Source organism: Aquabacterium sp. (assembly GCF_029946005.1).
Taxonomy (GTDB): Bacteria; Pseudomonadota; Gammaproteobacteria; order Burkholderiales; family Burkholderiaceae_C; genus Aquabacterium.
In genome coordinates, this window is sequence record NZ_JAQSDR010000012.1 from 95,177 (window position 1) to 116,270 (window position 21,094).

The 21,094-nt window shown below is 63.6% G+C and carries 19 protein-coding genes, 1 tRNA gene and 1 pseudogene; 11 read left to right on the forward strand and 10 right to left on the reverse strand.

Annotated elements, in window-relative coordinates:
* Positions 1–48 precede the first annotated feature (48 nt).
* Positions 49–762, forward strand: a complete 714-nt coding sequence (locus PSV38_RS08645; RefSeq protein WP_300546606.1) for a chalcone isomerase family protein — start codon at positions 49–51, stop codon at positions 760–762.
* A gap of 6 nt (positions 763–768) precedes the next feature.
* Here the strand turns inward: PSV38_RS08645 and PSV38_RS08650 are convergent, their stop codons facing one another.
* The 3 genes from PSV38_RS08650 to queC are packed head-to-tail and all read right to left on the reverse strand — an operon-like array spanning position 769 to position 4,015.
* Positions 769–2,652 carry a M48 family metalloprotease gene (locus PSV38_RS08650; RefSeq protein WP_300546608.1) on the reverse strand — a complete coding sequence of 628 codons (1,884 nt, stop codon included), beginning with the start codon at positions 2,650–2,652 and terminating at the stop codon, positions 769–771.
* A gap of 34 nt (positions 2,653–2,686) precedes the next feature.
* Entirely contained in the window at positions 2,687–3,280 is a 594-nt protein-coding gene (locus PSV38_RS08655; RefSeq protein ID WP_300546610.1) for a LemA family protein, read from the reverse strand.
* On the reverse strand, positions 3,281–4,015 hold the full coding sequence (gene queC, locus PSV38_RS08660; RefSeq protein WP_300546930.1) for a 7-cyano-7-deazaguanine synthase QueC: 735 nt from the start codon (positions 4,013–4,015) through the stop codon (positions 3,281–3,283).
* Positions 4,016–4,157: 142 nt separating this feature from the next.
* Here queC and PSV38_RS08665 point away from each other — a divergent pair, with 142 nt between their 5' ends.
* The gene (locus PSV38_RS08665; RefSeq protein ID WP_300546611.1) at positions 4,158–4,934 is read left to right on the forward strand and encodes a ferredoxin--NADP reductase; all 777 of its coding nucleotides are present in this window, start codon (positions 4,158–4,160) and stop codon (positions 4,932–4,934) included.
* Positions 4,935–4,948: 14 nt separating this feature from the next.
* Positions 4,949–6,157 (forward strand): SMP-30/gluconolactonase/LRE family protein, encoded by a 1,209-nt coding sequence (locus PSV38_RS08670; RefSeq protein WP_300546612.1) that lies wholly within the window; start codon positions 4,949–4,951, stop codon positions 6,155–6,157.
* Between the two features lie 30 nt (positions 6,158–6,187).
* Here PSV38_RS08670 and PSV38_RS08675 read toward each other — a convergent pair whose 3' ends face one another.
* Genes PSV38_RS08675 through PSV38_RS08685 form a run of 3 tightly spaced genes read right to left on the reverse strand, consistent with a single transcriptional unit; the run spans position 6,188 to position 9,496 of the window.
* The gene (locus tag PSV38_RS08675; protein ID WP_300546614.1) at positions 6,188–7,339 is read right to left on the reverse strand and encodes an acyltransferase; all 1,152 of its coding nucleotides are present in this window, start codon (positions 7,337–7,339) and stop codon (positions 6,188–6,190) included.
* A gap of 46 nt (positions 7,340–7,385) precedes the next feature.
* Positions 7,386–8,171 (reverse strand): TSUP family transporter, encoded by a 786-nt coding sequence (locus tag PSV38_RS08680; RefSeq protein WP_300546616.1) that lies wholly within the window; start codon positions 8,169–8,171, stop codon positions 7,386–7,388.
* A 17-nt stretch (positions 8,172–8,188) separates the two neighbouring features.
* On the reverse strand, positions 8,189–9,496 hold the full coding sequence (locus tag PSV38_RS08685) for a glutamate-5-semialdehyde dehydrogenase (RefSeq protein ID WP_300546618.1): 1,308 nt from the start codon (positions 9,494–9,496) through the stop codon (positions 8,189–8,191).
* A 31-nt stretch (positions 9,497–9,527) separates the two neighbouring features.
* Between PSV38_RS08685 and PSV38_RS08690 the strand changes: the two genes are divergently transcribed.
* A complete protein-coding gene (locus PSV38_RS08690; RefSeq protein WP_300546619.1) occupies positions 9,528–9,857 on the forward strand; it encodes a hypothetical protein in 330 nt (109 codons plus the stop codon).
* A 109-nt stretch (positions 9,858–9,966) separates the two neighbouring features.
* On the forward strand, positions 9,967–10,101 hold the full coding sequence (locus tag PSV38_RS08695; protein WP_300546621.1) for a hypothetical protein: 135 nt from the start codon (positions 9,967–9,969) through the stop codon (positions 10,099–10,101).
* Between the two features lie 6 nt (positions 10,102–10,107).
* Here PSV38_RS08695 and PSV38_RS08700 read toward each other — a convergent pair whose 3' ends face one another.
* On the reverse strand, positions 10,108–11,400 hold the full coding sequence (locus PSV38_RS08700) for an FAD-dependent monooxygenase (RefSeq protein WP_300546622.1): 1,293 nt from the start codon (positions 11,398–11,400) through the stop codon (positions 10,108–10,110).
* Positions 11,401–11,536: 136 nt separating this feature from the next.
* Here PSV38_RS08700 and ispB point away from each other — a divergent pair, with 136 nt between their 5' ends.
* Together ispB and PSV38_RS08710 are read left to right on the forward strand one after the other, a co-directional pair.
* The gene (gene ispB / locus PSV38_RS08705) at positions 11,537–12,478 is read left to right on the forward strand and encodes an octaprenyl diphosphate synthase (RefSeq protein ID WP_300546932.1); all 942 of its coding nucleotides are present in this window, start codon (positions 11,537–11,539) and stop codon (positions 12,476–12,478) included.
* A gap of 26 nt (positions 12,479–12,504) precedes the next feature.
* Positions 12,505–12,581, forward strand: a tRNA-Pro gene (locus PSV38_RS08710).
* A gap of 232 nt (positions 12,582–12,813) precedes the next feature.
* Here PSV38_RS08710 and PSV38_RS20445 read toward each other — a convergent pair.
* Positions 12,814–12,900, reverse strand: a complete 87-nt coding sequence (locus PSV38_RS20445; protein ID WP_366526651.1) for a type II toxin-antitoxin system CcdA family antitoxin — start codon at positions 12,898–12,900, stop codon at positions 12,814–12,816.
* 189 nt (positions 12,901–13,089) lie between these two features.
* On the opposite strand from PSV38_RS20445, the gene PSV38_RS08715 reads away from it, so the two are divergent.
* Positions 13,090–15,072: an acyltransferase family protein gene (locus PSV38_RS08715; protein WP_300546624.1), complete on the forward strand. Its 1,983-nt coding sequence runs from the start codon at positions 13,090–13,092 to the stop codon at positions 15,070–15,072.
* A gap of 13 nt (positions 15,073–15,085) precedes the next feature.
* Here PSV38_RS08715 and PSV38_RS08720 read toward each other — a convergent pair whose 3' ends face one another.
* On the reverse strand, positions 15,086–16,375 hold the full coding sequence (locus tag PSV38_RS08720) for an ANTAR domain-containing protein (RefSeq protein WP_300546625.1): 1,290 nt from the start codon (positions 16,373–16,375) through the stop codon (positions 15,086–15,088).
* A 290-nt stretch (positions 16,376–16,665) separates the two neighbouring features.
* Here PSV38_RS08720 and PSV38_RS08725 point away from each other — a divergent pair, with 290 nt between their 5' ends.
* The 3 genes and pseudogenes from PSV38_RS08725 to PSV38_RS08735 all read left to right on the forward strand — a co-directional run bounded on the left by PSV38_RS08725 (position 16,666) and on the right by PSV38_RS08735 (position 20,319).
* The gene (locus PSV38_RS08725; protein ID WP_300546626.1) at positions 16,666–17,937 is read left to right on the forward strand and encodes an MFS transporter; all 1,272 of its coding nucleotides are present in this window, start codon (positions 16,666–16,668) and stop codon (positions 17,935–17,937) included.
* A gap of 24 nt (positions 17,938–17,961) precedes the next feature.
* Positions 17,962–19,173: pseudogene (locus PSV38_RS08730) on the forward strand (FAD-dependent oxidoreductase); the annotation flags it as partial.
* Positions 19,174–19,287: 114 nt separating this feature from the next.
* On the forward strand, positions 19,288–20,319 hold the full coding sequence (locus tag PSV38_RS08735) for an HDOD domain-containing protein (protein ID WP_300546627.1): 1,032 nt from the start codon (positions 19,288–19,290) through the stop codon (positions 20,317–20,319).
* 16 nt (positions 20,320–20,335) lie between these two features.
* Here the strand turns inward: PSV38_RS08735 and PSV38_RS08740 are convergent, their stop codons facing one another.
* The gene (locus PSV38_RS08740; protein ID WP_300546629.1) at positions 20,336–21,049 is read right to left on the reverse strand and encodes a YkgJ family cysteine cluster protein; all 714 of its coding nucleotides are present in this window, start codon (positions 21,047–21,049) and stop codon (positions 20,336–20,338) included.
* Positions 21,050–21,094: the final 45 nt, after the last annotated feature.

Consider the following 21,094-nt stretch of genomic DNA (forward strand, 5'->3'; position numbering starts at 1 on the left):
CCCGCGCTGCGGGCGAGTTGATGGCTGTGCCGTAGGAGTGGTCACATCATGCAAGATGACCTTGTCGCTTTGTCCCCGTTTGAAAACCACCGACGCCAGTTGATGGCCAGTGCCATGGCGGCCGCGCTCGTGCCGTGGGCCCAGCCAGCGCACGCAGCGTCTGCCGAGCTGGAAGGGGTCGAACTGGAAGAAACCATCACCGCTTATGGGCAAAAGCTGGTGCTCAATGGCGCGGCGGTTCGCAAGCGAGGCTACTTCAAGGCGGACGTGACCGCGCTTTACCTGCCAGAAAAACGCACCACGCCCGATGCGATCTTCAAGCTGAACGGCATCCGCCGCATCCAGCTCAATCTCTTGCGCGAGTTCACCTCGTCCACCATTTCCCGCATCTTCATCGCCGATTTCAAGCAGAACTCCACCGATGCAGAGTTCAAGCAGCTGATCAACGAGATCAGCCAAGTGGGCGCCGCCTACAGCGCGGTCAAACGAGTGAGCAAGGGCGATGTGGTCAACCTGGACTGGCTGCCAGGCAAAGGTTGGATGTGCGCCATCAATGGCAAACAGTTGATGATCGACCCTGGGGTTGCCGGGGGATCCAGCAGCCACGCGATCAACAACGAGTTGGCCTACCAGATCTACCTGCGCATGTACATCGGGCCGGCCGCCCCTGAAGAGTTGCGCAATGGCCTGCTGGGCCTGACCCGTTTGCCCCGGTCTACCGGTGGTGGCAGGGACAGCAAGGACAAAGACGGCGACGCCTGAAGAGCCTCAGTCGCGCGGGTAGTGCGATGCCAAGGCGGGTGGCATGGGGGAGTCCATCAAGCCGGCCATCAAGCGCAGGGCGTTGGCGGTGTCGTTGGACATCAGGCCCCCCGTGCTGTGGTTCAACGCTTCTTCGACCCAGGCCCGCAGCAACACGGGCCTGATCATCCACGACAACTCCTGAACACCTGCCAGGGCGTGCATCAGGGCGTCAGCGTCAGGAATCTTGCCATCCGGTTTCAAATCCTGCAGCTGGTTGCAGCGTGCGACCACGCGCGCGTACCAGGCTCGGCTGGTGGCGGCCAGCAGGCCCTGCACTTCGGCCTCGGGCACAAATCGGGCCAGATACGCCGACAGCGCGATCACGTGGGCCAGCTCGTCTTCCTGCAGATCGAACAGCTCGCGTCCTTGCCCGGTGACCGGGCGCATGAAGGGCCGACTGTTCTTCTTGTCGCTCATCTGATGGCGCAGTGCCAGCCACCACAGGCGATCACGAGGGCTGACGCGGCCATCGGCTTTCAGCAGATCACGGGCGGCTTCGACGAGGGCGCGGCGATCACTGATCGGATCATTGGCGATGCTTTTGGACAGACGCTCGAATTCCGGAACCAGGCGCTCGGGGCGCAGGCCCTGCACATCGTCCAGGATCTGCTGGGCGTGCGTGAGGCCCTCGGCCAGGTTCAGCCACAGCTTGTGTTCGTCGCGGTTGCCGGCCGACATCATCAGTGCCAGCACGGCCATGCGCTTTTCGCGGGGGCCAGCCAGGCGGCGCAGTCGGCCCACGGCATCGGCGTCTTCGGGCGGTGTCGGTTTGCCGGGCGACTGGGTGGCGCCCTCGGTGAGTGACGCAGCCGACAGCATCGCGCCTGGGACGATGGTTGGCGGGCGGCGAGGCTCGGCCTTCTCCAGCCTGAGCAAAGGCGCCGGCATGGGGGCCAACACGGCGCCGCAGATGCGGCGGATGCGTTCAGGCAAACGCGGGTGCGTGGCCATGCAGCGCGACAGCCTGGATTGGTGCAGCAGCAAGGAGGCCACCATGTCTGCCTGAGGGTGGCGCATCTGGCCTCCCAGCATCTGCTGGTCAAACCAGATCTTGCGCAGCACATTGCCCAGACCATCCCGCGTGCGGGTGAACTGGATGGCGTTGGCATCGGCCAGGAACTCGCGTTGGCGTGCCACGGCGGCCTGCAATAGGCGACCAGCGCCCCAGCCGAGCCAGCCGACCGCGGTGAATACCAGCCCCACCACCCAGCGCACCGGGTTGATGTGGTCTTGGTCATCCCGGCTCATCAGGGTCTGGCCATAGCCGTGCACCAGCGACAGGCCCCACACCAAGGCCAGCAGGCGCATGGCCATGGGCAAGTCTTCTTCTTTCAGGTGGCCGAACTCGTGCGCCACGAGGCCTTGCAATTCAGCGCGGGTGAGGCGGTCCAGCGCGCCACGGGTCACGCACAGGGCGTAGTCCTCGGGTGACCAACCGGCCACGAAGGCGTTGATGGCGTCTTCGCGCGTGAGCACGTAGACGTGTGGCACGGTCTGGCCAGAGGCCATGGCCATTTCATCGACCACGTTGAGCAGGCGGCGTTCCAATGGGTCGTCCGGATCCTTGACGAGGCGGCCGTGCATCCAGTGGGCGACGCGCTCGCCGCCGCCTTCGCGCAGGCGCTGGGTTTCGATCAGGCAGCCCCCCAGCACAAACAGCAGGATGACGCCCGAGTTGGTTTCGAAGAACAAGGCGGGGTAGCCATGGCTGAACGGCATCAGCAGTTTGTAGGCCAATGCCAGCAGCACGTTGACGGCCACCACCAGGCCCGCCAACAGCACAGCAAACCAGGCGAACAGTTTGAAGGTTTGCGCCTGGGCCTGTTCCTGATGCTGTCGAAATTTCATGGTGAACGGCGAGACTGCCCGTTGACTTGGTTGTTCAGAAAGCCACTTTCACGCCAGCACGTTCAGCATCGCTGGACGTGGACTGCAGCATGGTGGCCTCTTTGAAGCCAAAGACGCCAGCCACCAGGTTGGCCGGGAATTGCTGGGCCGCGTTGTTGTAATCCAGCGTGGCATCGTTGAACAATTGGCGCGAGAAGGCCACTTTGTTCTCGGTGTGTGTCAGCTCCTCACTGAGGTCGCGCAGGGACTCGTCGGCCTTGAGTTCCGGGTAGGCCTCCACGATGGCTTGGAAACGCCCCATGGCGCTGCTGAGCACGCCTTCGGCCAGGTTCAGACTTTTGATGGGGCCAGCCTGGTTGGGTTGGTTGCGGACCAGGTCGGTGGCCGCCACCACTTGCGCACGGGCGGCGGTCACGCGCTCCAGGGTCTCGCGTTCGTGTTCCAGGTATTTGCGTGCCACCTCGACCAGGTTGGGGATGAGGTCATGGCGGCGTTTGAGTTGCACGTCAATCTGTGCAAAGGCATTGGTGATTTCGTTGCGCAGCTTGATCAGTCGGTTGTAGGCGCCGACGCCCCAAAAGACGATCAAGGCGACCACCGCGAGGGTGATGATTTGGGTGATGTTCATTCAATCAATCCTAGCAGTCGTCCATTGCTCAAAGCCTTCGCGACGCAATTGGCAGGCGGGACATTGGCCGCAGCCGTAACCCCAGGCGTGGCGGTGGGTGCGGTCGCCCAGATAGCAGGTGTGCGTGTGCTCCACGATGATGTCGTTCAGTGCCGGGCCGCCCAACTGGTCGGTGAGGGCCCAGGTTTGCGCCTTAGTGAGCCACATCAACGGCGTTTCCACCGTCATGGGCGCGGCCAGGCCGAGGCTGAGCGCCACCTGCAGGGCCTTGAGGGTGTTGTCGCGGCAATCGGGGTAGCCGGAGTAGTCGGTCTCGCACATGCCGCCCACCAGCACGTTCAGGCCGCGTCGGTAGGCCACCGAGGCCGCGAAGGTCAGGAACAACAGGTTGCGGCCCGGCACGAACGTGTTGGGCAGGCCGTTGGACTGCATCTCGATGGCGCGGTCTTCGGTCAGGGCGGTGTCTGAGATCTGACCCAACAATGCCAAATCAAGGGCGTGGTCTTGGCCCAGCCGCGTGGCCCAGTCTGGAAACGCCTGGGCCACAGCTTGGCGCACCGGTTCGCGGCAGTCCATTTCGACGCGATGGCGCTGGCCGTAGTCAAAGCCGATGGTCTCGACCCGGCTGAAGCGGCTCAGGGCCCAAGCCAGGCAGGCGGTGGAATCCTGCCCGCCAGAAAAGACGACCAGGGCGGCGCGTGGATCGGCAAAGGCGGAAAGGGGGGCGGCGGGCATGGCGAACAAATCGATGTCGTAACAGCTCAGCATAGCGGATCAAATCCCCGGACTTCAGGGGTGGGCGTGGCTGGTGGTTGGCAGGGGCCGCAAAGCTGGGCGACAATAGAGGGTTTTCGAGAGCCCTTGCAGGAACCTGGTCATGGCCGCCTTCAATACAGAAACTGTTACCCACGTCCACCACTGGAACGACACGCTGTTCACCTTCAGAACCACGCGTGATCCGGCCTTGCGCTTTGCCAGCGGCCATTTTGTGATGATCGGCCTCGAAGTCAACGGCAAGCCCTTGATGCGTGCCTACAGCGTGGCCAGCGCCAACTACGAAGAGCACCTTGAGTTCCTGAGCATCAAGGTGCAGGACGGCCCATTGACCTCGCGGCTGCAGCACTTGAAGGTGGGCGACAAGCTGCTGGTCAGCCGCAAGGCCGTGGGCACCTTGGTGGTCGACGACCTCAAGCCCGCGATGAACCTGTACCTGTTCGGCACGGGCACCGGCCTGGCGCCCTTCATGAGCATCATCCAAGACCCTTACACCTACGAGAAATTCGACAAGGTGGTGCTGGTTCACGGTGTGCGCTACAAGAGCGAGTTGGCGTACCACGACTTCATCAAGGACGACCTGCCCGACCACGAGTTGCTGGGCGACCTGGTCCGCGACAAGTTGATCTATTACCCCTTGGTGACGCGCGAAGAGTTCCGCAACCAGGGGCGCCTGACCGACCTGATCGAGAACGGCAAGATGGCTGCCGACATCGGCCTGCCTCCGCTGAACTCGGCCACCGACCGCGCCATGATGTGCGGCAGCCCTTCCATGCTGACCGACCTGTGCAAGATCCTCGATGCGCGCGGTTTCCATATTTCGCCTTCGCAAGGCGAGCCGGGCGACTACGTGATCGAACGCGCTTTCGTCGAAAAGTAAGCCCTGGCCAGCACATGAGAGTCATCCCATCAAGCCCTACTGCACAACGAGGCAGCCTGCGCTGGCTGGCCTCCTGGGCCACGCCCGTGGCCGCTTTGGTGGCCTACCTGGCGTTCTGGCCTGTTCCGGCGGATCCCGTGCTGTGGTCGGCCCCCAAGGATCTGGGTTATGTGGGTGCCCATGCCGTTAACCAGAAGCTGGCAGGCCTGCAGCAGATCACCCTGGGCGCGGGCCAAGTCGGGCCCGAGCACATCACGGCCCATCAAGGCTGGCTGTACACCGGCCTGCTCAATGGCGATGTGCTGAAGTTCAGCCCGGATGGCCAAAAGCGCGAGGTGCTCGCCAACACGGGCGGTCGCCCCTTGGGCATCGACCTGGACGCACAAGGTCGTGTGTTGGTGGCCGATGGCGTCAAAGGCCTGCTGCGCATTGAAGGCAGCGGCGCGAGCGCCAAGGTCCAGACCTTGCTCACCACCATTGATGACCCGGTGGCGGGCGATTCGATTCGCTATGCCGATGCGGTCAAGGTGGGTGCGGATGGCACGCTTTGGCTGACCGATGCCAGCCGCCGTTTTGGCGTGGTCGAGTGGAAAAGTACCCTGGAAGCCAGCGTGCTGGACATCCTGGAGCACAGCTGTACCGGTCGCCTCATCGCGGCCGACCCGGTGTCCTTGAAGTCGCGCGTGGCCTTGGCGGGCTTGTGCTTTCCCAATGGCGTGGCGTTTTCAAAAGATGGCAAGACGATGTACTTGTCGGAGACCGGCACTTACCGCATCCTCAAGATCGACTTGGCCAAGCTGTCCTTGACCCGCGCCACCCAAGGGATGATGAACACGCCCACGCTGGCCAACGCCCTCAGCCAGGGGGCGGCCACCGTGCTGGTGGACAACCTGCCCGGCTTCCCGGACAACCTGGAGGCGGGCGAGCAGGGCCGCCTTTGGGTGGGTTTGACCAAGCCGCGCAGCCCGGTCATCGATTTTGCGGCCGAGTACCCCGCCATCCGCAAACTGACCTTGCGCCTGCCCCGCTTTCTGTGGCCGGTGCCCAAGGCCTATGGCCATGTCGTGGCCTTGGACGAGTCCGGCAAGATCGTGGATGACCTGCAGGACCCCAGCGGCGCCTACCCCGAAACCACGGCCGCGACCGAGTTGGGCGGCAAGCTGTTCATCCAGAGCCTGAATGCCAAAGCCATTGGCTGGATGAACTACAGCGGCCCGAAGTAAGTCCCTGTATGCGGCGCCATGGCCGCGTTTTCAGTGTCCGTTGATCAGTCGGCGCATGGGTGTTTCATACCAGCGGAACACCGCAGAAGAAAAAGCGAACACCGCCACAAAGGCGCTGGCAAAACCCAGCCAGAAGTTGTCCGTGCGGCCCTCCACGGCATGCTGAATGGTGAACATGATCATGCCGTGGAAGAGGTACATGCCATAGGACACCTGGCCCATGTGCACCAGCACCCGGTGGTTGAGCACAGCGGCCAACCAGCCCGTGGTTCGGCTGGCCGCGAGCACCGTGAGGATCATCAGAAGACCGATCAGTATGGGCTCGACCATGTAGCCCACGCAGTACTTGAACACCGCGCTTTGACCATCCATCACCGTTGACGCGTAGATCAGCAACACCAGCACCGGTCCGATCAGGGGCAACTGCATGATCACCGCCAGACGCTCCCGCCACTTGCTGTCCCGAAACAGCGCGGCGATCAGGCAGCCCACGGCCAGTTCGTCGGCCCTGGTGTCCAGCGCCCTGTAGATGTAGTCCACGGATGCCTGGACTTGCAGGGTCAGGAACAGGCGCCAGCACCACACCGCCACGATGATCATCACCAGCGCGCGAACCATGCTCAGGCGGCGACGCACCAGAAACGCCGCCAGCAGGGGCCAGAGCATGTAGAACTGCTCTTCCACGGCCAGGGACCAGCAATGCGCCACGATGTTGGTTTGGGCCCCAGTGAATGCCTGGTAGTAGTTGGTGACGTAGAGCATGGAGGCCGTCACGGCAGCCCAGGGAATCGGCTTGCCACGCACCCACAGAATCCCAATGGCCACCACCAGATACAGGTAAAAGGCCGGCATCAACCTAGCGAGGCGGCGCCGGTAGAACGCCCGAAAGTCAACGCGGCCGTGGGTGTCAAGCTCATCGAACAGCAGGCGCGTGATCAGAAAGCCCGACAGGACGAAAAAGACCTTGACCCCCAAGCCGCTCACCACCCCCAGCAAGTCAGCCAGGCTGGCCACACTTTCCGCTGAATGACCGAGCAACACCAGGGCCACGGCCAAGGCGCGCAGAAAGTCCAATCCCGCGATGCGAGGGGCCATCAAGGCGGAGGCCAATGCGTCGGCATCCACAGCGCGGGACGGGGAGCCGAGCACGGTCGAACCCGCAGCGGGTGGTAGGGGTGACATATCGGGGGCCTGAAAAGTGGTTGATGCAGCGCGCGACCGATTCTAGTCAAAGCCAGGTATTGCCCCAGGCGTCCCAAGCCGTCTTGAGGATCAAGGCGCCAACCACCACCAGGAACACCACGCGCACAAAGCCCGTGCCGTGGCGCAGCGCCAGGCGGGTGCCCACGCTGCTGCCCGCCACATTGGCCACCGCCATCGGCAAAGCCAGCGCCCAGTCCACATGGCCGTGCGGGATGAACCAGGCCAGTGCCGCCACATTGGTGGCGAAGTTCAGGCGCTTGGCCCCCGCACTGGCGTGCAGAAAATCCCACCCCAGGCCGCGCACCAGCGCGAAGACGAAGAAGCTGCCCGTGCCGGGGCCAAACAGGCCGTCGTAAAACCCAACCGTGGCCCCCAGCAAGGTGGCCAGCAGGTGCTCGGTCTGGTGGGACCAGTGCGGTGTGTGGTGGCGGCCCAGGTCCTTGCGCCACAGCGTGTAAACCCAGACCCCTGACAGCACCACGGGCAGCGCAACCCGGAATTGCGAAGCCGGGACCCTTGTGGCCAACCAGGCCCCTGTGATCGCACCCATCAAGGCCGCCACGATGGCGCCCAGTAACCGCGACGATGGCAAGCGAACCTGTTTGGAAAACTGCCAGGCCGCCCAGCCCGTGCCCCAGACCGACGCGGCCTTGTTGGTGCCCAGCAGGGTGGCGGGCAAGGCTTGCGGGAACAAGCCGAACAGCGAGGGCACCATGATCAAGCCACCACCGCCCACGATGGCGTCTACCAGCCCGGCGGCGCCTGATGCCAGCAGCATCAGGCCGACATTGGCGGGCGTCAGGTCAAGCATTCAACGGTGAGCTTGGATCAAACGCGGATTTCGCCCTGGCCCAGCACCACGTATTTCAGCGAGGTCAGCCCTTCCAGCCCGACCGGCCCACGCGCGTGGAACTTGTCGGTGCTGATGCCGATTTCAGCGCCCAATCCGTACTCGAAGCCATCGGCGAAACGGGTCGATGCATTGATCATCACGCTGGCCGAATCGACCTCGCGGAGGAAGCGCATGCTGTTGGGCTGGTTGGTGGTGAGGATCGAATCGGTGTGGTGCGAGCCGTAGTGGTTGATGTGGGTGATGGCCTCGTCCAGCGAATCAACCACCTTCACCGCGATGACCGGCGCCAGGTACTCTTCAAACCAATCCTGCTCCGTGGCCTCGACCACCTTGGCGCCCGGCACATCGGCCAGGATGGCCTTGGCACGCGGGTCGGCTCGCATTTCAACCCCCTTGGTCGCGAACACGGCGCCGATGCGCGGCAAGAAGGCGGCGGCCTGCTTCACGTGCACCAGCAGCGATTCGGTGGCGTTGCACGGGCTGTATTTCTGCGTCTTGGCGTTGTCGGTCACCTTCACGGCCAGGTCCAGATCCACTTCAAAGTCGACGTAGGTGTGGCAGTTGCCATCCAGGTGCTTGATGACCGGCACCTTGGCCTCGGCACTGATGCGTTCGATCAGGCCTTTGCCGCCGCGCGGAATGATCACGTCCACGTACTGCGGCATGGTGATCATCTGGCCCACGGCGGCGCGGTCGGTGGTTTGCACCAGTTGTACGCCGGTGGCGGGCAAACCCACCTCGGTCAACGCGGCCTGCACCAGCTTCCACAGCGCCAGGTTGGAGTGGATGGCCTCGGAGCCGCCGCGCAGCACGCAGGCGTTGCCGCTCTTGATGGCCAGCGAGGCGGCCTCGATCGTCACATTGGGGCGGCTCTCGAAAATCATGCCGAACACGCCGATGGGCACGCGCATCTGGCCCACGGTGATGCCGGTGGGGCGACGGCGCAGGTTGGTCATCTCGCCCACCGGGTCGGGCAGGGCGGCGACCTGCTCGCAGCTTTGCGCCATGGTCTCGATGACTTTGTCGGTCAGGCGCAGGCGGTCAACCATGGGCTCGCTCAGGCCGTTGGATTGGGCCTTGCTCACATCTTGCACGTTGTCGGCCTTGAGGGCGGCGGCCTGCTCGCGGATCAGGCGGCCGAGCGCCAGCAGGGCGTTGTTGCGGGCGGCGGTGGAGGCGGCGGCCATCAGGGTGGCGGCGGCTCGGGCGGCCTGGCCCACGGCGCTCATGTACTGATCGACGGGTTGGTCGGCGGAAGGGGAAATGGTCTGCGCGGTGTTCATAAGGCAAGATTGTCGCAAACCCCGGCCATTCATGCACCACCAAGTCATCCATATTCACGCAGAGGCACCACCTAAACCCGCTTTGGGCGCGCCTTGCAATGGCTGTGGCGTGTGTTGCCTGGTCGAGCCCTGCCCGGTGGGCATGCTGATCAGTCGGCGCCGAAAAGGGGCGTGCGACGTGCTGGTGTGGTCGGATGAAGCCTCGGCTTACCGCTGCGGTTTGCTGGTGGCGCCTGAGCGGTTCACGGCCGGGCGTTGGATGAGTTGGGGGCCTTTGCGAGGCCTTTGGCTGCGCTGGGCGCGCCGGGTGATCGCCGCTGGCCGTGGCTGCGATGCTGACTTCTTGCCGGATGAACCCTGAAGTACCCCCTTAAGGGGGTTTTTTTGCGCCTTTGGAAGGACAATCATCCTTCATACGATGAGGTCGTCCCGCTGCACGAGGGCGGCCCGCCAAATCAGAGGAGAACCCCATGCGCAAAAAGTTGCTGCAAAACACCTTGTTTGCCGCCATGGCCGCGTGGGCCATTTACGGATTGCACACAGCGGCTGAAACCGCAGTGGTCGATGCCCGATGGGCGTCCACCATGGTGGCCTTCCAGCAGTGACCTGAATCAGCGCAGGCCGAACATCATCGTTCTGGCCAGCCGGTGTTTGAGGGGCCCCAGCGCTTGCATGGCGCCCAGCCCCAGTCCGCGCGCCGTCGCCAGGATGGGCGCGGGCCAGGTGAAGCTGCGGGCCAAGAAATCCGTCCCGGCAATCAAAGCCCAGCGATCAGGTTGGCGGCGGCGCTGGAAATGCCGCAATGCGGCGGCCACGTCGACCTGAGCGCCCACGCTGGCGCCTTTGATGGCCGACAGCAATTCGTGCACATCGCGCAGCCCCAGGTTCAGGCCTTGCCCGGCCACGGGGTGCAGCGTTTGCGCCGCGTTGCCAATCCGCACCACCGCGCCATCGTTCACCAGACTTCGGTGGGCGTTGAGCCCCAGCGGGAAGGACTTCAAAGCCGACACCTGGTGGATCTGGCCCACCCGTTCGTGAAAGATCGTGTTCAGCACCACCAGGCGCTGGGCATCGCTCAGGTCACGCACCGGGTCGTCGTCTCGCTGCACACACCACACCAGGGCGGCGCGGCGGCCACTGGGGCCCCCGGGCACCACGCTGCCATTGCCCAAGGGCAGCAGGGCGGCCGGGCCGGACGGGGTGAAACGCTCGTAGGCCACGCCCGCTTCGCTGTCTTCGCTCAGCAAAACCTGGCCGACCCAGGCGGTCTGCGCATAGTCACGGCTAACGCCCTGCGGCCATTGCAAAGTGGGCTGGTCGGCGAACACACCGCCTTCGGCCACCACGGCCAGGTCGAAGGGCTCGGCGATCTCGGCATCGACTTCGACGCCACCCGACACGGGTTTGAGGCCTTTCACCGGCGTGCCAAAACGCATCAGCAGGCGATGGGGTTCGCGTGCGGTGGCCTGGGCCCAGGCGGCTTGCATGGGCGCCACCAGGGTGCCATAGCTGACCACGGCGCCCAGTTGGGCCACACCCTGCTCGGCCGCACTGATGCTCACAAAGGGCTGCTCGCGGCCCGGCCACAGCACGGTGGGCTGCTGCTGAGACACGTGCACGGCCAGGATGGGCGCCACCTGTTGGCGCGCCTGGATGGCGGTCCACACGCCCATGCGTTCCAGCTCCTGAACACTGCCCAGCGACAAGGCCAGGGTGCGCGGGTCGCCGGACACGTCCTTGTCGGCGGGGCGCGCATCGAACACGGTGATGCGGGCCTGGGGCAGGGCCTGGGCGGCTTGCAGCGCCAAGGCCAGGCCAGCCGGGCCGGCGCCGATGATGGCCATCGACAAGCCAGCTTGGGCCAGTGGCGGGGGTGTCACAGCGGTGTCTTCAACGGTGTTCATCGTGGGGCTCCTGAATGGGCATTGTCGCGCTGTTGCAGCCCCGGCGAAGGGGGTTCCTATAATCACCGCTTACAGCACTCCAACCTTGTCCAGCGTGTCAGCCACTTCCACCCCCACCGTGAACTACCGCAGCCTCATGGCCCCTGAGATGGCCGAGGTGGATCAGGTCATCCACCAGAGGTTGTCGTCCAAGGTGGCGCTGGTTAATCAGATCTCCAACTACATCGTGAACGCGGGTGGCAAACGCATACGCCCGATGCTGTTGCTGCTGATCGCGCGGGCGCTGGGCAATGACTCGTCGCAACGGCATGAACTGGCGGCGGTGGTGGAGTTCATCCACACGGCCACGCTGTTGCACGACGACGTGGTGGATGAGTCAAACCTGCGGCGCGGCCGCCAGACGGCCAACGCCATGTTCGGCAATGCGGCCAGCGTGCTGGTGGGCGATTTTCTGTACTCGCGCGCCTTCCAGATGATGGTCACGACCAATCGCCTGCGCGTGATGGACGTGTTGGCCGAGGCCACCAATGTGATCGCCGAGGGGGAGGTGCTGCAGTTGATGAACATGCACGACCCCGACATCTCGGTGGACGACTACCTGAAAGTGATCGAATACAAGACGGCCAAGCTGTTCGAGGCCAGTGCCCGCCTGGGCGCGGTGATCGTGGATGCCTCGCCAGAAGTTGAAGAGGCGTGTGCGTCGTATGGGCGCACCTTGGGCACGGCGTTTCAGCTGATTGATGACTTGCTGGACTACGAAGGCAGCACGGCCGAGCTGGGCAAGAACATTGGCGACGACCTGCGCGAAGGCAAGCCCACTTTGCCCTTGCTGGTGGCCATGCAGCGGGGCACACCCGAGCAACGCGAGATGATCCGCAACGCCATCATCCATGGCGAAGTGGAGCGCATGGCGCAGATCGTGGACATCGTGAAAACGACCGGCGCGCTGCAGGCCACGCGCGAGGCGGCCGAAGAGCAGGCGCGGCTGGCCGAGGGCTGTTTGGTGGCCTTGCCCGCCTCGGTTTACAAGGATGCGTTGTTGCAATTGTCTGCAGATTCGGTGCACCGGTCGTCTTGATCGGCGCCGCTTTCGGGCAGTCAAATCGGGGTGTAGCTTAGTCAGGTAAAGCGCTACGTTCGGGACGTAGAGACCGGAGGTTCGAATCCTCTCACCCCGACCAGGTTGTTCCTTGCAACTCAAAGATTCACGAGCCCCTGAAGACGGGTTTTTCGGCATTCTGAGCGCGTTGGTTAATTTCCAGAATCGACTCAAAAAATGAGTCGAATGGATCGCTTAATCACCTCAACTCGGACCGATGACGTCGGATGTGACCTGCATCTGGCCGACACCACCTCGTGGCCTCGATCCTCCACGCATAGCACCTGCGTGGTGATCGCATGGCAAGCGCGGCATCAAAAGTGCCTGTGGTGCGCTAACGGCAGGCCGTTTTGCTCGACGTAAGCGTTCGAGCTTTCAAATGCTTCGCGGTTGGCCGCCAGCCAAAGTTCTCACCCGCCTCTGCGGCCGGTGAATCACTGATCCGCAAGGCCTTGGCCTGCAAGGCGGCATTGAACGTCACGTTGATGGCGTTGCGCTGCATTCCAAGATCCCCTCACTTGAGCGTTACCCTCAGAGATTCAGACGAACACTCCATACAATAACGCACACTATTAAATCAGGGTGCTTGTATGCGTCATCGCGCAGAGATAGACGGCCTGCGGGCAATTGCCGTTCTGCCAGTCATTTTCTTCCACGCTGGTTTCAGCGCTTTCCATGGCGGTTTCATCGGCGTGGATGTGTTCTTCGTCATCAGCGGCTTCCTGATCACGAGCTTGATCCAGGAGGATCGGCAACGAGGGCGCTTCAGCATCGCCGATTTCTACGAGCGTCGGGCGCGGCGCATCCTGCCGGCGCTGTGTTTTGTGCTGCTGTGCAGTTTGGCCGCAGCCTGGTGGCTGATGAACTCCAGCGATTTCATCAAGTTTGGCCAGAGCCTGGCGGCCGTGGCGGTGTTCTCGTCGGGCTTGCTGTACGTCTTCACGGCGGGCTACTTTGACACCACCTCCGAGCTCAACCCATTGCTGCACACCTGGAGCCTGGGGGTTGAAGAGCAGTTCTACCTGTTCTTCCCGCTCATCCTGATCCTGCTCTCCAAATTGGGCGGCTGGGCCTTGCGCATCGGCCTGCTCGCCTTGGCCATTGGCAGCCTCTGGCTGGCCCATTGGGGCACCACCCATTTTCCCACCACCACCTTCTACGCCATGCCCACCCGGGCCTGGGAGATGCTGATCGGTGCGCTGTTGGCCTTGAATCAGGCCCGCCTCAGCCAATGGCCACAAGTGGTGTGCCAGGCCCTGTCGCTGCTGGGCATGGGCCTGATGCTGGCGGCGGCCATCCTGTATGACAAGGGGACACCTTTCCCCAGTGTCTATGCGCTACTGCCCACGCTGGGCGCGGCCCTGGTCATCGGCTTTGGCCATGCCAACACCTGGGTCGGCAGGCTGTTGTCAACGCGCGTGCTGGTGGGGGTGGGCCTGATCAGCTACAGCGCCTACCTCTGGCACCAACCCTTGTTCGCCTTCACCCGGCTCACCCATGGTGGCGAGCCCAGCCCTGCGGTCATGTTCAGCTTGGCCCTTTTGAGCCTGGTGCTGGCCTACGCCACCTGGCGCTGGATTGAAACACCCATGCGTTCGCGCCAGTTGATGAGCCGCAGGCAGGTCTTCGCCTTGAGTGGCGCCTTCACGGTGGGCTTCATCGCCATTGGCATGGCCGGCCATTTCCACGTGCTGCCCACCCGCTGGGAGGTGCAAAACCCCCAACTGGTCAACTACTCACCCGTCACAGATCCGCAACCCCGCAGCAGTTGTCGGCACCTGCTGGGCGACCTGGGCCTGGGTGATTGCTTGCAGATGGGCAATGGCCGCCGCACCATGGTGGTCTGGGGCGATTCGCACGCCAAGGCGCTGCAGGCGGGCACGCCCAACCTGCCCGACACCCGCATCCTGGTGATCACGCACTCTGGCTGTCCACCGTTGCCTGGCCTGCGCCGCATCGACAAGACCGACGGCGCCCATGTGTGCGACAAGTTTGACGTGCTGGATCGCTTTGAGCGTTTGATCGAATCCCTGAAGCCGGACACCGTGGTGCTCGCAAGCCGCTGGACGCTGTACCTGCGTGGCTGGGTGTACGAGGGGCGCACCATGCCTGAACACTTCATGCTCAGCGATGGGCAGGACGACAAGGTGCTCGCCTCCTTGCCCTACCGTGAAGAGATCTACCGGCAGCGCCTGCAGGGCCTCGTCGACCGATTGGCCGCGCGCACCCAGGTGCGGATCCTGACCCAGCCGATGGACCTGGCTCAGCGTGACTTCCGGGCCGTGGAGTCAGGCAACCTGCAGTTCACCCGCGCCGAAGTGGACGCCTGGCATGAGCCCGAGCGGGCCTTGCTGGGCCAACTCAAGTTGCCTGCGAATGCGCATGTTCTTGATCTGAAACGGCTGTTTTGCAACGACCAGGCCTGTGCCACCCGCTTGGGAGGCACCTTGCTGTACCGGGACGACAACCATTTGTCAGCCCTGGGCGCCAGCCAGGTGTGGAAGGCTTTGCGTGAGCAAGAGACTCAGTTGGCGGGCTTGATGAAGACGGAGTTGCCCATCAGCAGACGGTGAGGCACCACGCCGCTCACGACATGATGACCTGCAGGCTGCGCTCATAAAGCGCCGTCAGGCCTTCAAACACCTCCAGCAGCACTTCGCTGGCCCGGCTGATGGCCAGGCGGCTTTCCGACTTGTCCAGAAAGCGCAGGCCTGAGAGCAGCCGGGTCCACTCCTCGCGCGCAGCCTTGAGGGCATCGCGGATTTCGGGGCTGGAAAGCGGAGCCAGCTCCAGTTCCAGCAAAGCGGCTTCGAATTCGGATTTCAGCTGTGCGAAACCCTCCCGGCGGGCGCTGTCGTCCAGCATCTCGGCCAGCAAGGCGTCTTTGGCCAGGCGCTGCGCCAGCATGCGTTGGCGGCCGCACAGGTTGACGACGTTCAAGGCGCGCCGGCCCGAGGCGGTTTCCAGTTCACTGACCAGCGCCTCGGCCTGCATGAGCAGGGCATCGGCCTTGTCGTCGGCCTGTTTCAGCACGGCCGCCGATTTGCGTTGCGCCAGGGTGGCTTGCAAGACCGACCATGCGGCTTGCGCTCTGGCCACGGCTTCGGGCAAGGCCTCGCCCTGAGCACCCAGTTGCGGCAGGGCCGATAAAAAATCCAGGTTGGCTTGGGCGCGTTGCTCGGAGTCCTCCTGCAGTTTGCGGGCGCGGTGCGCGTCCACCCCGGCCAGGCGCTGTGCCGCCAGTTTGACCAGGCGCTGCGACAGCATGCGCAACTGGCCCGCGCGGTTCAGGGCCTCGGCCCAGGCCGCGGCTTCAATCACCGAGCGGGACACCTCGCCAATCTTCAACTTGGCGTGCATGGCGGCGCCACGCAGCAGCTTGAAGGCCTCGTCTTCATCCAGCCCACGGGCCTGCGCCAGCACGCCTTTGGCGCGGTCCACATACTTGCGGTCGCTCAGTTGGCCTTGCACCTGACCCAAGGCCTGTGCCAGGGCGGCATGGCGTTGCCAGCGCAGGCCATCCAGGGCCAGGCCGGTGGCCAAGGCCGCCGCGGACAGGCCGGTGTCGGGCCACCAGCCGCTCAGGCCCAGGTCCAGCAGTTGGGTCAACTCGTCCTGGCTGGGGTTGGCGCCGACCCAGCTCACCGCGCAGGGGGGCGAGCCGTTCCAGGCGCCGATCGCTTCGACCACCACCGAGGCAACGCCCAAAAGCACGACCTGATTCGGTGCGTGTGCCTTGAATTGGTGCATCAATTGGCGGCAATCACCGCCGTCCACGACCGTCCAGGCGGGCCCGAGTGAGCCTTGTCGAAGCAGGGCCTGGGTCGGTGTCGGGGCGGCGCCTGGCGATGACATCACCAGCAAGGTGATGCTCATGGGCGGCGCTTTCGCAGTGAAAACCACATGGTTGGTGTTCCGTGAAGGATCTGAAAAGTCTGACATTCTGGGGTGCCGTGGCACCTTGGCGCGCATATTGCATGGATTTGGTCGTGGTGCAACGAAGCACCGCGCCAAAGCTTGAAATCTGCCCCAGCGGCAACCTCCTCAAGCATCCATCGCCCGGGCCAAATCTGGTCAGCGGGCTATTCCATTTTCTCCTGCCTTTCCAGGTGCACTTCAAAGCGTCTGGTGAGGCGTCGTTCGCTCATTTTTCACCGCACATTGCCATGTCCAATTTCAGAACATTTTTAAGAAGCGGCCACAGCCCGACCTTGTTCGCGGCCTTCCTGTACTTCTCGTTCTCGTGTTGCATCTGGGTGCTCAACGGAGCCATGGCGCCGTTCATCAGCGAGACCTTCAACCTGACGCCGGCCCAGAAGGGGCTGATGCTGTCGATCCCCATCCTCGCAGGGGCGCTCATGCGTTTCCCTCTGGGCATCCTGTCGCAGTACATCGGGCGCAAGAACGCCACGCTGGTCGAGATGGGCATGATTGCCTTGGCCATGCTGTACGGCGTGTTCATGGTGCACGAGTTCTCCGACCTGTTGAAGATGGGCGTGCTGCTGGGCATCGCCGGTGCGAGCTTTGGCGTGGCCTTGTCGCTGGGTTCGGGCTGGTTCCCGCCCCAGCACAAGGGCCTGGCCATGGGCCTGGTCGGTGCGGGCAATGTGGGCACGGCGGTGTCGGTGCTGGTGGCGCCTCCCCTGGCGCAATGGCTGGGTTGGCAGGCCGTGTATGGCGTGGCTGCGGTCGCCATCTTGCTGCCCATGATCGTGATGGTGCTGTTCGCGAAAGAGCCGCCCGATGTGGACAAGCACGCGACCTTTCGCGAACACATCGCCTGCCTGTTTGAAAAAGATGGCTGGGTCTTCAGCCTGATTTATGGCGTGACCTTTGGCGGGTTCATCGGCCTGATCACCTTCCTGCCCACGTATTACTACGACCAGTTCGGCGTCAGCAAGGTGCAAGCGGGCCAGTTGACGATGCTGGCGGCCTTCATGGGGGCTTTCGTGCGCGTTCTGGGTGGTTGGATCTCGGACCACTGGGGTGGCTTGAACACCTTGACCATCGTGCTGGCGGTCGTGGCCGTGACCTTGACCTTGGTGGGCCTGTCCTCTGAGTCCTTGATCCTCACCACGCTGTTGATGATCACGTGCTTCGCGGCGTTGGGCGCGGGCAATGGCGCCTTGTTCCAACTGGTGCCTTTGCGCTGGCCTTTGAGCACGGCCGTGGCCGGTTCGATGATCGGTGAGATTGGTGCCTTGGGCGGTGGTCTGGTGCCCAACGCGATGGGCCTGTCCAAGCAGTACCTGGGCACCTACCTGTGGGGCTTCGTGCTGTTCTCGGTGTTGGCCCTGATCATGCTGGTGGTGATGCGCATCATGCAGGTTCGCTGGACGCGCACCTGGGCCGAGAAAGGCGGGCGCGCCCGTGTTCATGCTCAGCCGACCAGCCCGGCCCAGCAGCAAGCGCCTGTCGGCTTGCGCAGCGCGGACTGAGCTCAGCCAACCAGGACGACGGCCATGAAAAAGATGAAGTTGGTGATGGTGGGCAACGGCATGGCCGGCGTCCGCACACTGGAAGAGTTGCTGAAAATCGCCCCGGATCTGTACGAGATCACGGTGTTCGGCGCTGAACCGCATCCCAACTACAACCGCATCATGCTGTCGCCCGTGCTGGCGGGTGAGCAGACCGTGGACGAGATCATCCTCAACTCATTGGACTGGTATGCCGGGCATGGCATCACGCTGCACCTGAACAAGAAGGTCACCAGCATTGACCGCAAGAAGCGCCTGGTGACGGCCGAAGACGGCACGCAGGCCGAGTACGACCGCCTGCTGATCGCCACGGGCTCCAACCCCTTCATCCTGCCTGTGCCCGGCAAAGACTTGAAGGGCGTGATCGCCTACCGCGACATCGCCGACACGAACACGATGATCGAGACGGCCACGACCCACCAGCACGCGGTGGTGATTGGCGGTGGCCTGTTGGGCCTGGAAGCGGCCAACGGCCTGATGTTGCGCGGCATGAGTGTGACCGTGGTGCACATCGCGCCCTGGTTGATGGAGCGGCAACTGGACGATGTGGCCGCCAAGCTGCTGCAAAAGTCGCTGGAAGACCGCGGTCTGAAATTCATGATCGGCGCACAGACGCAAGAGCTGGTGGGCAACGCCGAGGGGCGCGTGCAATCGGTCAGGTTCAAGGATGGCACCGAGGTGCTGGCCGACCTGGTGGTGATGGCGGCCGGCGTGCGGCCCAACACCGGCCTGGCCGAGAAGATCGGCCTGCATTGCAATCGCGGCATCGTGGTCACCGACACCATGCAAACGGTGACCGATCCGCGTGTGTACTCGGTGGGTGAATGCGCGGCACACCGGGGCATCGCTTACGGTCTGGTGGCGCCGTTGTTCGACCAGGGCAAGGTGTGCGCCAACCACCTGGCCATGCACGGCATCGGGCGCTATCTGGGCTCGCAGGTGTCCACCAAGCTCAAGGTCACGGGCATTGACCTGTTCTCGGCGGGCGATTTCATGGGCGGCGAGGGCACGGAAGAAATCCTGCTGTCGGACCCGTTTGGTGGTGTCTACAAGAAGCTGGTGCTGCGGGACAACAAGCTAATCGGCGCTTGCCTGTACGGCGACACGGTGGATGGCAGCTACTACTTCAAGCTCATCCGCGAAGGGCAATGCGTGGCCGACGTGCGCGACTGGTTGATGTTTGGCGAGGCCAGCGTGGACCTCCATGAAAACCGCCAGGCCACCGCCATGGCGGCGTGATGCGGCTCAAGTTCACCGCCTGACGTCCGATGACCCTTGTGCAACCATTTGTTGTGCAGGGAGATGATGACCATGTGGACGCCATTGCGAGGCTTTTGGGGTGGAGGCTCGCGCTCAGCGAAATCTGCGCCGCCTGTGGCGGTCGCAGCCGCAGTGTCATCGCCTGCGCCTGTCGCCCCGGCCTTGCCCACGCCTGCACCCGTCATGGGCTTGCCGGACGTGGACCCCGCGCTCGATGGCCGCTTCAGCGCCTTGCTGTTGTCCTTGGGGCAGTTGCGCCCGGGGGATGCCGACCCCACCGAACAACTCGTGCTCTTGCGCCTGGATGAACTGGTGCATGCCCGCGGCCAGAGGGACTTGCTGCCCCGCTTGCCCGCCGTGCTGCCCAAGTTGATGAGCCTGGTGCGCCGCGACGATGTGTCGCCCCGCGAACTGGCCGAACACCTGGCCAAGGACCCGGCACTGGTGAGCGAGGTGATCCGCATTGCCAATTCACCGCGTTACCGCGCCAGCCGGGCCATGGGCAGTTTGCAGGATGCCGTCATGGTGCTAGGGCAGCAGGGCATGCACCAGTTGGTGACCAATGTGGCCATGCGCCCGGTGTTCAACGTGCAGGCCGGGCGCTTCAGCCTGGCGGCCCGAAGCCATTTGTGGGCGCAGGCGGCGCGTTGTGCCCACGCCTGTGCCTATTTGCAAGGACCACGGTCCGACCAGTTCGAGGCGTATCTGGCGGGCATGGTCGTCAACGCTGGTTTGATCCCGGCCTTGCGGGTGCTGGACCAAAGCTACTCAAGGCCGAGCGCGCCCGACTCGGTGGTGTTCCACGAAGGCTTCCTGAAACTGAGCTTGAAGATCTCGGCCAACATCGCCAAGGAGTGGAATTTCCCCGAGGGTGTGACCCAAGCCGTCGAGGCTTTGGGGACCTTGCCGCCGCCTCAGCCGACGGTCCACCTGGCGGTGTTGCTGCGCTCGGCCGACCAGGTCAGCAAGCGTCACCTGCTGATGTCGGCGCAGCGCCATCCAATCAACGAGGAAGGGGAGGGGGACCCTTGTTTTGCCGAGTTGGAGCGGGTGTTTGGCGCTGCCCAGATGCCGGCTCATTGAGCGGGCGAGGGAGCGCTCAGGCGGCGCGCGATGCCCCGCCTGATGATTGGTTGAACTGGGTGTGGGTGGCCTTGACGAAGGCGTTCTTGCCGCTCTTGAAGCGCTTCACGCAGTTGGGGTTCTGCACTGTTTCCAGGAAGGCCGCAGAGAGGTGGTATTCCTTCGTGTCCAGGCCCTGTTCGGCGACCGCGTTCCTGAAGCCCGCGGAGCTGCCCATGGCGGTGAAGAAGACCTCATTGATGTAGGTGGTGGGCCAGGTGCTGAGCGGCTCGTTCAAGGATTTCTCGCAGTTGTCCTTGTCGGTCGCGTGGTAGTTGCGGCACACGGACGGACGCACTGGGTAGATCGAGCAGCTGTTGTCGACCAGGAAAGGGCAGGCGTCTCGCAGGGCCAGCCGCGTTTCCTCGCTCACGCCTTTGCGCTTGGCCACATAGCTGGTCACCCTTTGGATCGTTTGGCGCAACTGGTCTGGCTTGAAATGCCGGAACACGTGAGCGTGGATCTCAAACACCTCGACGGGGAGTGCCACGACATCAAACTGCTGGCAGCAATGACTGCAGCCCTTGTCGCAGGCCAAGGCTTGAGGCGCGGACTGCACGGCGGAGTTCAGTCGGGTGTCATGCCGGGCATAGAACCTGACCACGGCTTCTCGCACGGTGTGTGTCTGAAGGTCTTGCAAAGCCTGCGCGAATTCGGGTCGCGCATGTTCCAGCATCCGTTCTTCCGACATCACGGCCTCCTCTTCACCCATTAATTTCAATGGGCGAGATTTTTG

What these genes read in the sequence shown, in the direction of transcription:
- PSV38_RS08690 (WP_300546619.1), top strand. Translation starts at nt 9,528, where the DNA reads ATGCACCACCAAGTCATCCATATTCACGCAGAGGCACCACCTAAACCC.
- PSV38_RS08665 (WP_300546611.1), top strand. Translation starts at nt 4,158, where the DNA reads ATGGCCGCCTTCAATACAGAAACTGTTACCCACGTCCACCACTGGAAC.
- PSV38_RS08700 (WP_300546622.1), bottom strand. Translation starts at nt 11,400, where the DNA reads ATGAACACCGTTGAAGACACCGCTGTGACACCCCCGCCACTGGCCCAA.
- PSV38_RS08735 (WP_300546627.1), top strand. Translation starts at nt 19,288, where the DNA reads ATGTGGACGCCATTGCGAGGCTTTTGGGGTGGAGGCTCGCGCTCAGCG.
- PSV38_RS08695 (WP_300546621.1), top strand. Translation starts at nt 9,967, where the DNA reads ATGCGCAAAAAGTTGCTGCAAAACACCTTGTTTGCCGCCATGGCCGCG.
- ispB (WP_300546932.1), top strand. Translation starts at nt 11,537, where the DNA reads ATGGCCCCTGAGATGGCCGAGGTGGATCAGGTCATCCACCAGAGGTTG.
- PSV38_RS08740 (WP_300546629.1), bottom strand. Translation starts at nt 21,049, where the DNA reads ATGTCGGAAGAACGGATGCTGGAACATGCGCGACCCGAATTCGCGCAG.
- PSV38_RS08655 (WP_300546610.1), bottom strand. Translation starts at nt 3,280, where the DNA reads ATGAACATCACCCAAATCATCACCCTCGCGGTGGTCGCCTTGATCGTC.
- PSV38_RS08670 (WP_300546612.1), top strand. Translation starts at nt 4,949, where the DNA reads ATGAGAGTCATCCCATCAAGCCCTACTGCACAACGAGGCAGCCTGCGC.
- PSV38_RS08645 (WP_300546606.1), top strand. Translation starts at nt 49, where the DNA reads ATGCAAGATGACCTTGTCGCTTTGTCCCCGTTTGAAAACCACCGACGC.
- PSV38_RS08685 (WP_300546618.1), bottom strand. Translation starts at nt 9,496, where the DNA reads ATGAACACCGCGCAGACCATTTCCCCTTCCGCCGACCAACCCGTCGAT.
- PSV38_RS08675 (WP_300546614.1), bottom strand. Translation starts at nt 7,339, where the DNA reads ATGTCACCCCTACCACCCGCTGCGGGTTCGACCGTGCTCGGCTCCCCG.
- PSV38_RS08680 (WP_300546616.1), bottom strand. Translation starts at nt 8,171, where the DNA reads ATGCTTGACCTGACGCCCGCCAATGTCGGCCTGATGCTGCTGGCATCA.
- PSV38_RS08715 (WP_300546624.1), top strand. Translation starts at nt 13,090, where the DNA reads ATGCGTCATCGCGCAGAGATAGACGGCCTGCGGGCAATTGCCGTTCTG.
- PSV38_RS08720 (WP_300546625.1), bottom strand. Translation starts at nt 16,375, where the DNA reads ATGAGCATCACCTTGCTGGTGATGTCATCGCCAGGCGCCGCCCCGACA.
- queC (WP_300546930.1), bottom strand. Translation starts at nt 4,015, where the DNA reads ATGCCCGCCGCCCCCCTTTCCGCCTTTGCCGATCCACGCGCCGCCCTG.
- PSV38_RS08650 (WP_300546608.1), bottom strand. Translation starts at nt 2,652, where the DNA reads ATGAAATTTCGACAGCATCAGGAACAGGCCCAGGCGCAAACCTTCAAA.
- PSV38_RS08725 (WP_300546626.1), top strand. Translation starts at nt 16,666, where the DNA reads ATGTCCAATTTCAGAACATTTTTAAGAAGCGGCCACAGCCCGACCTTG.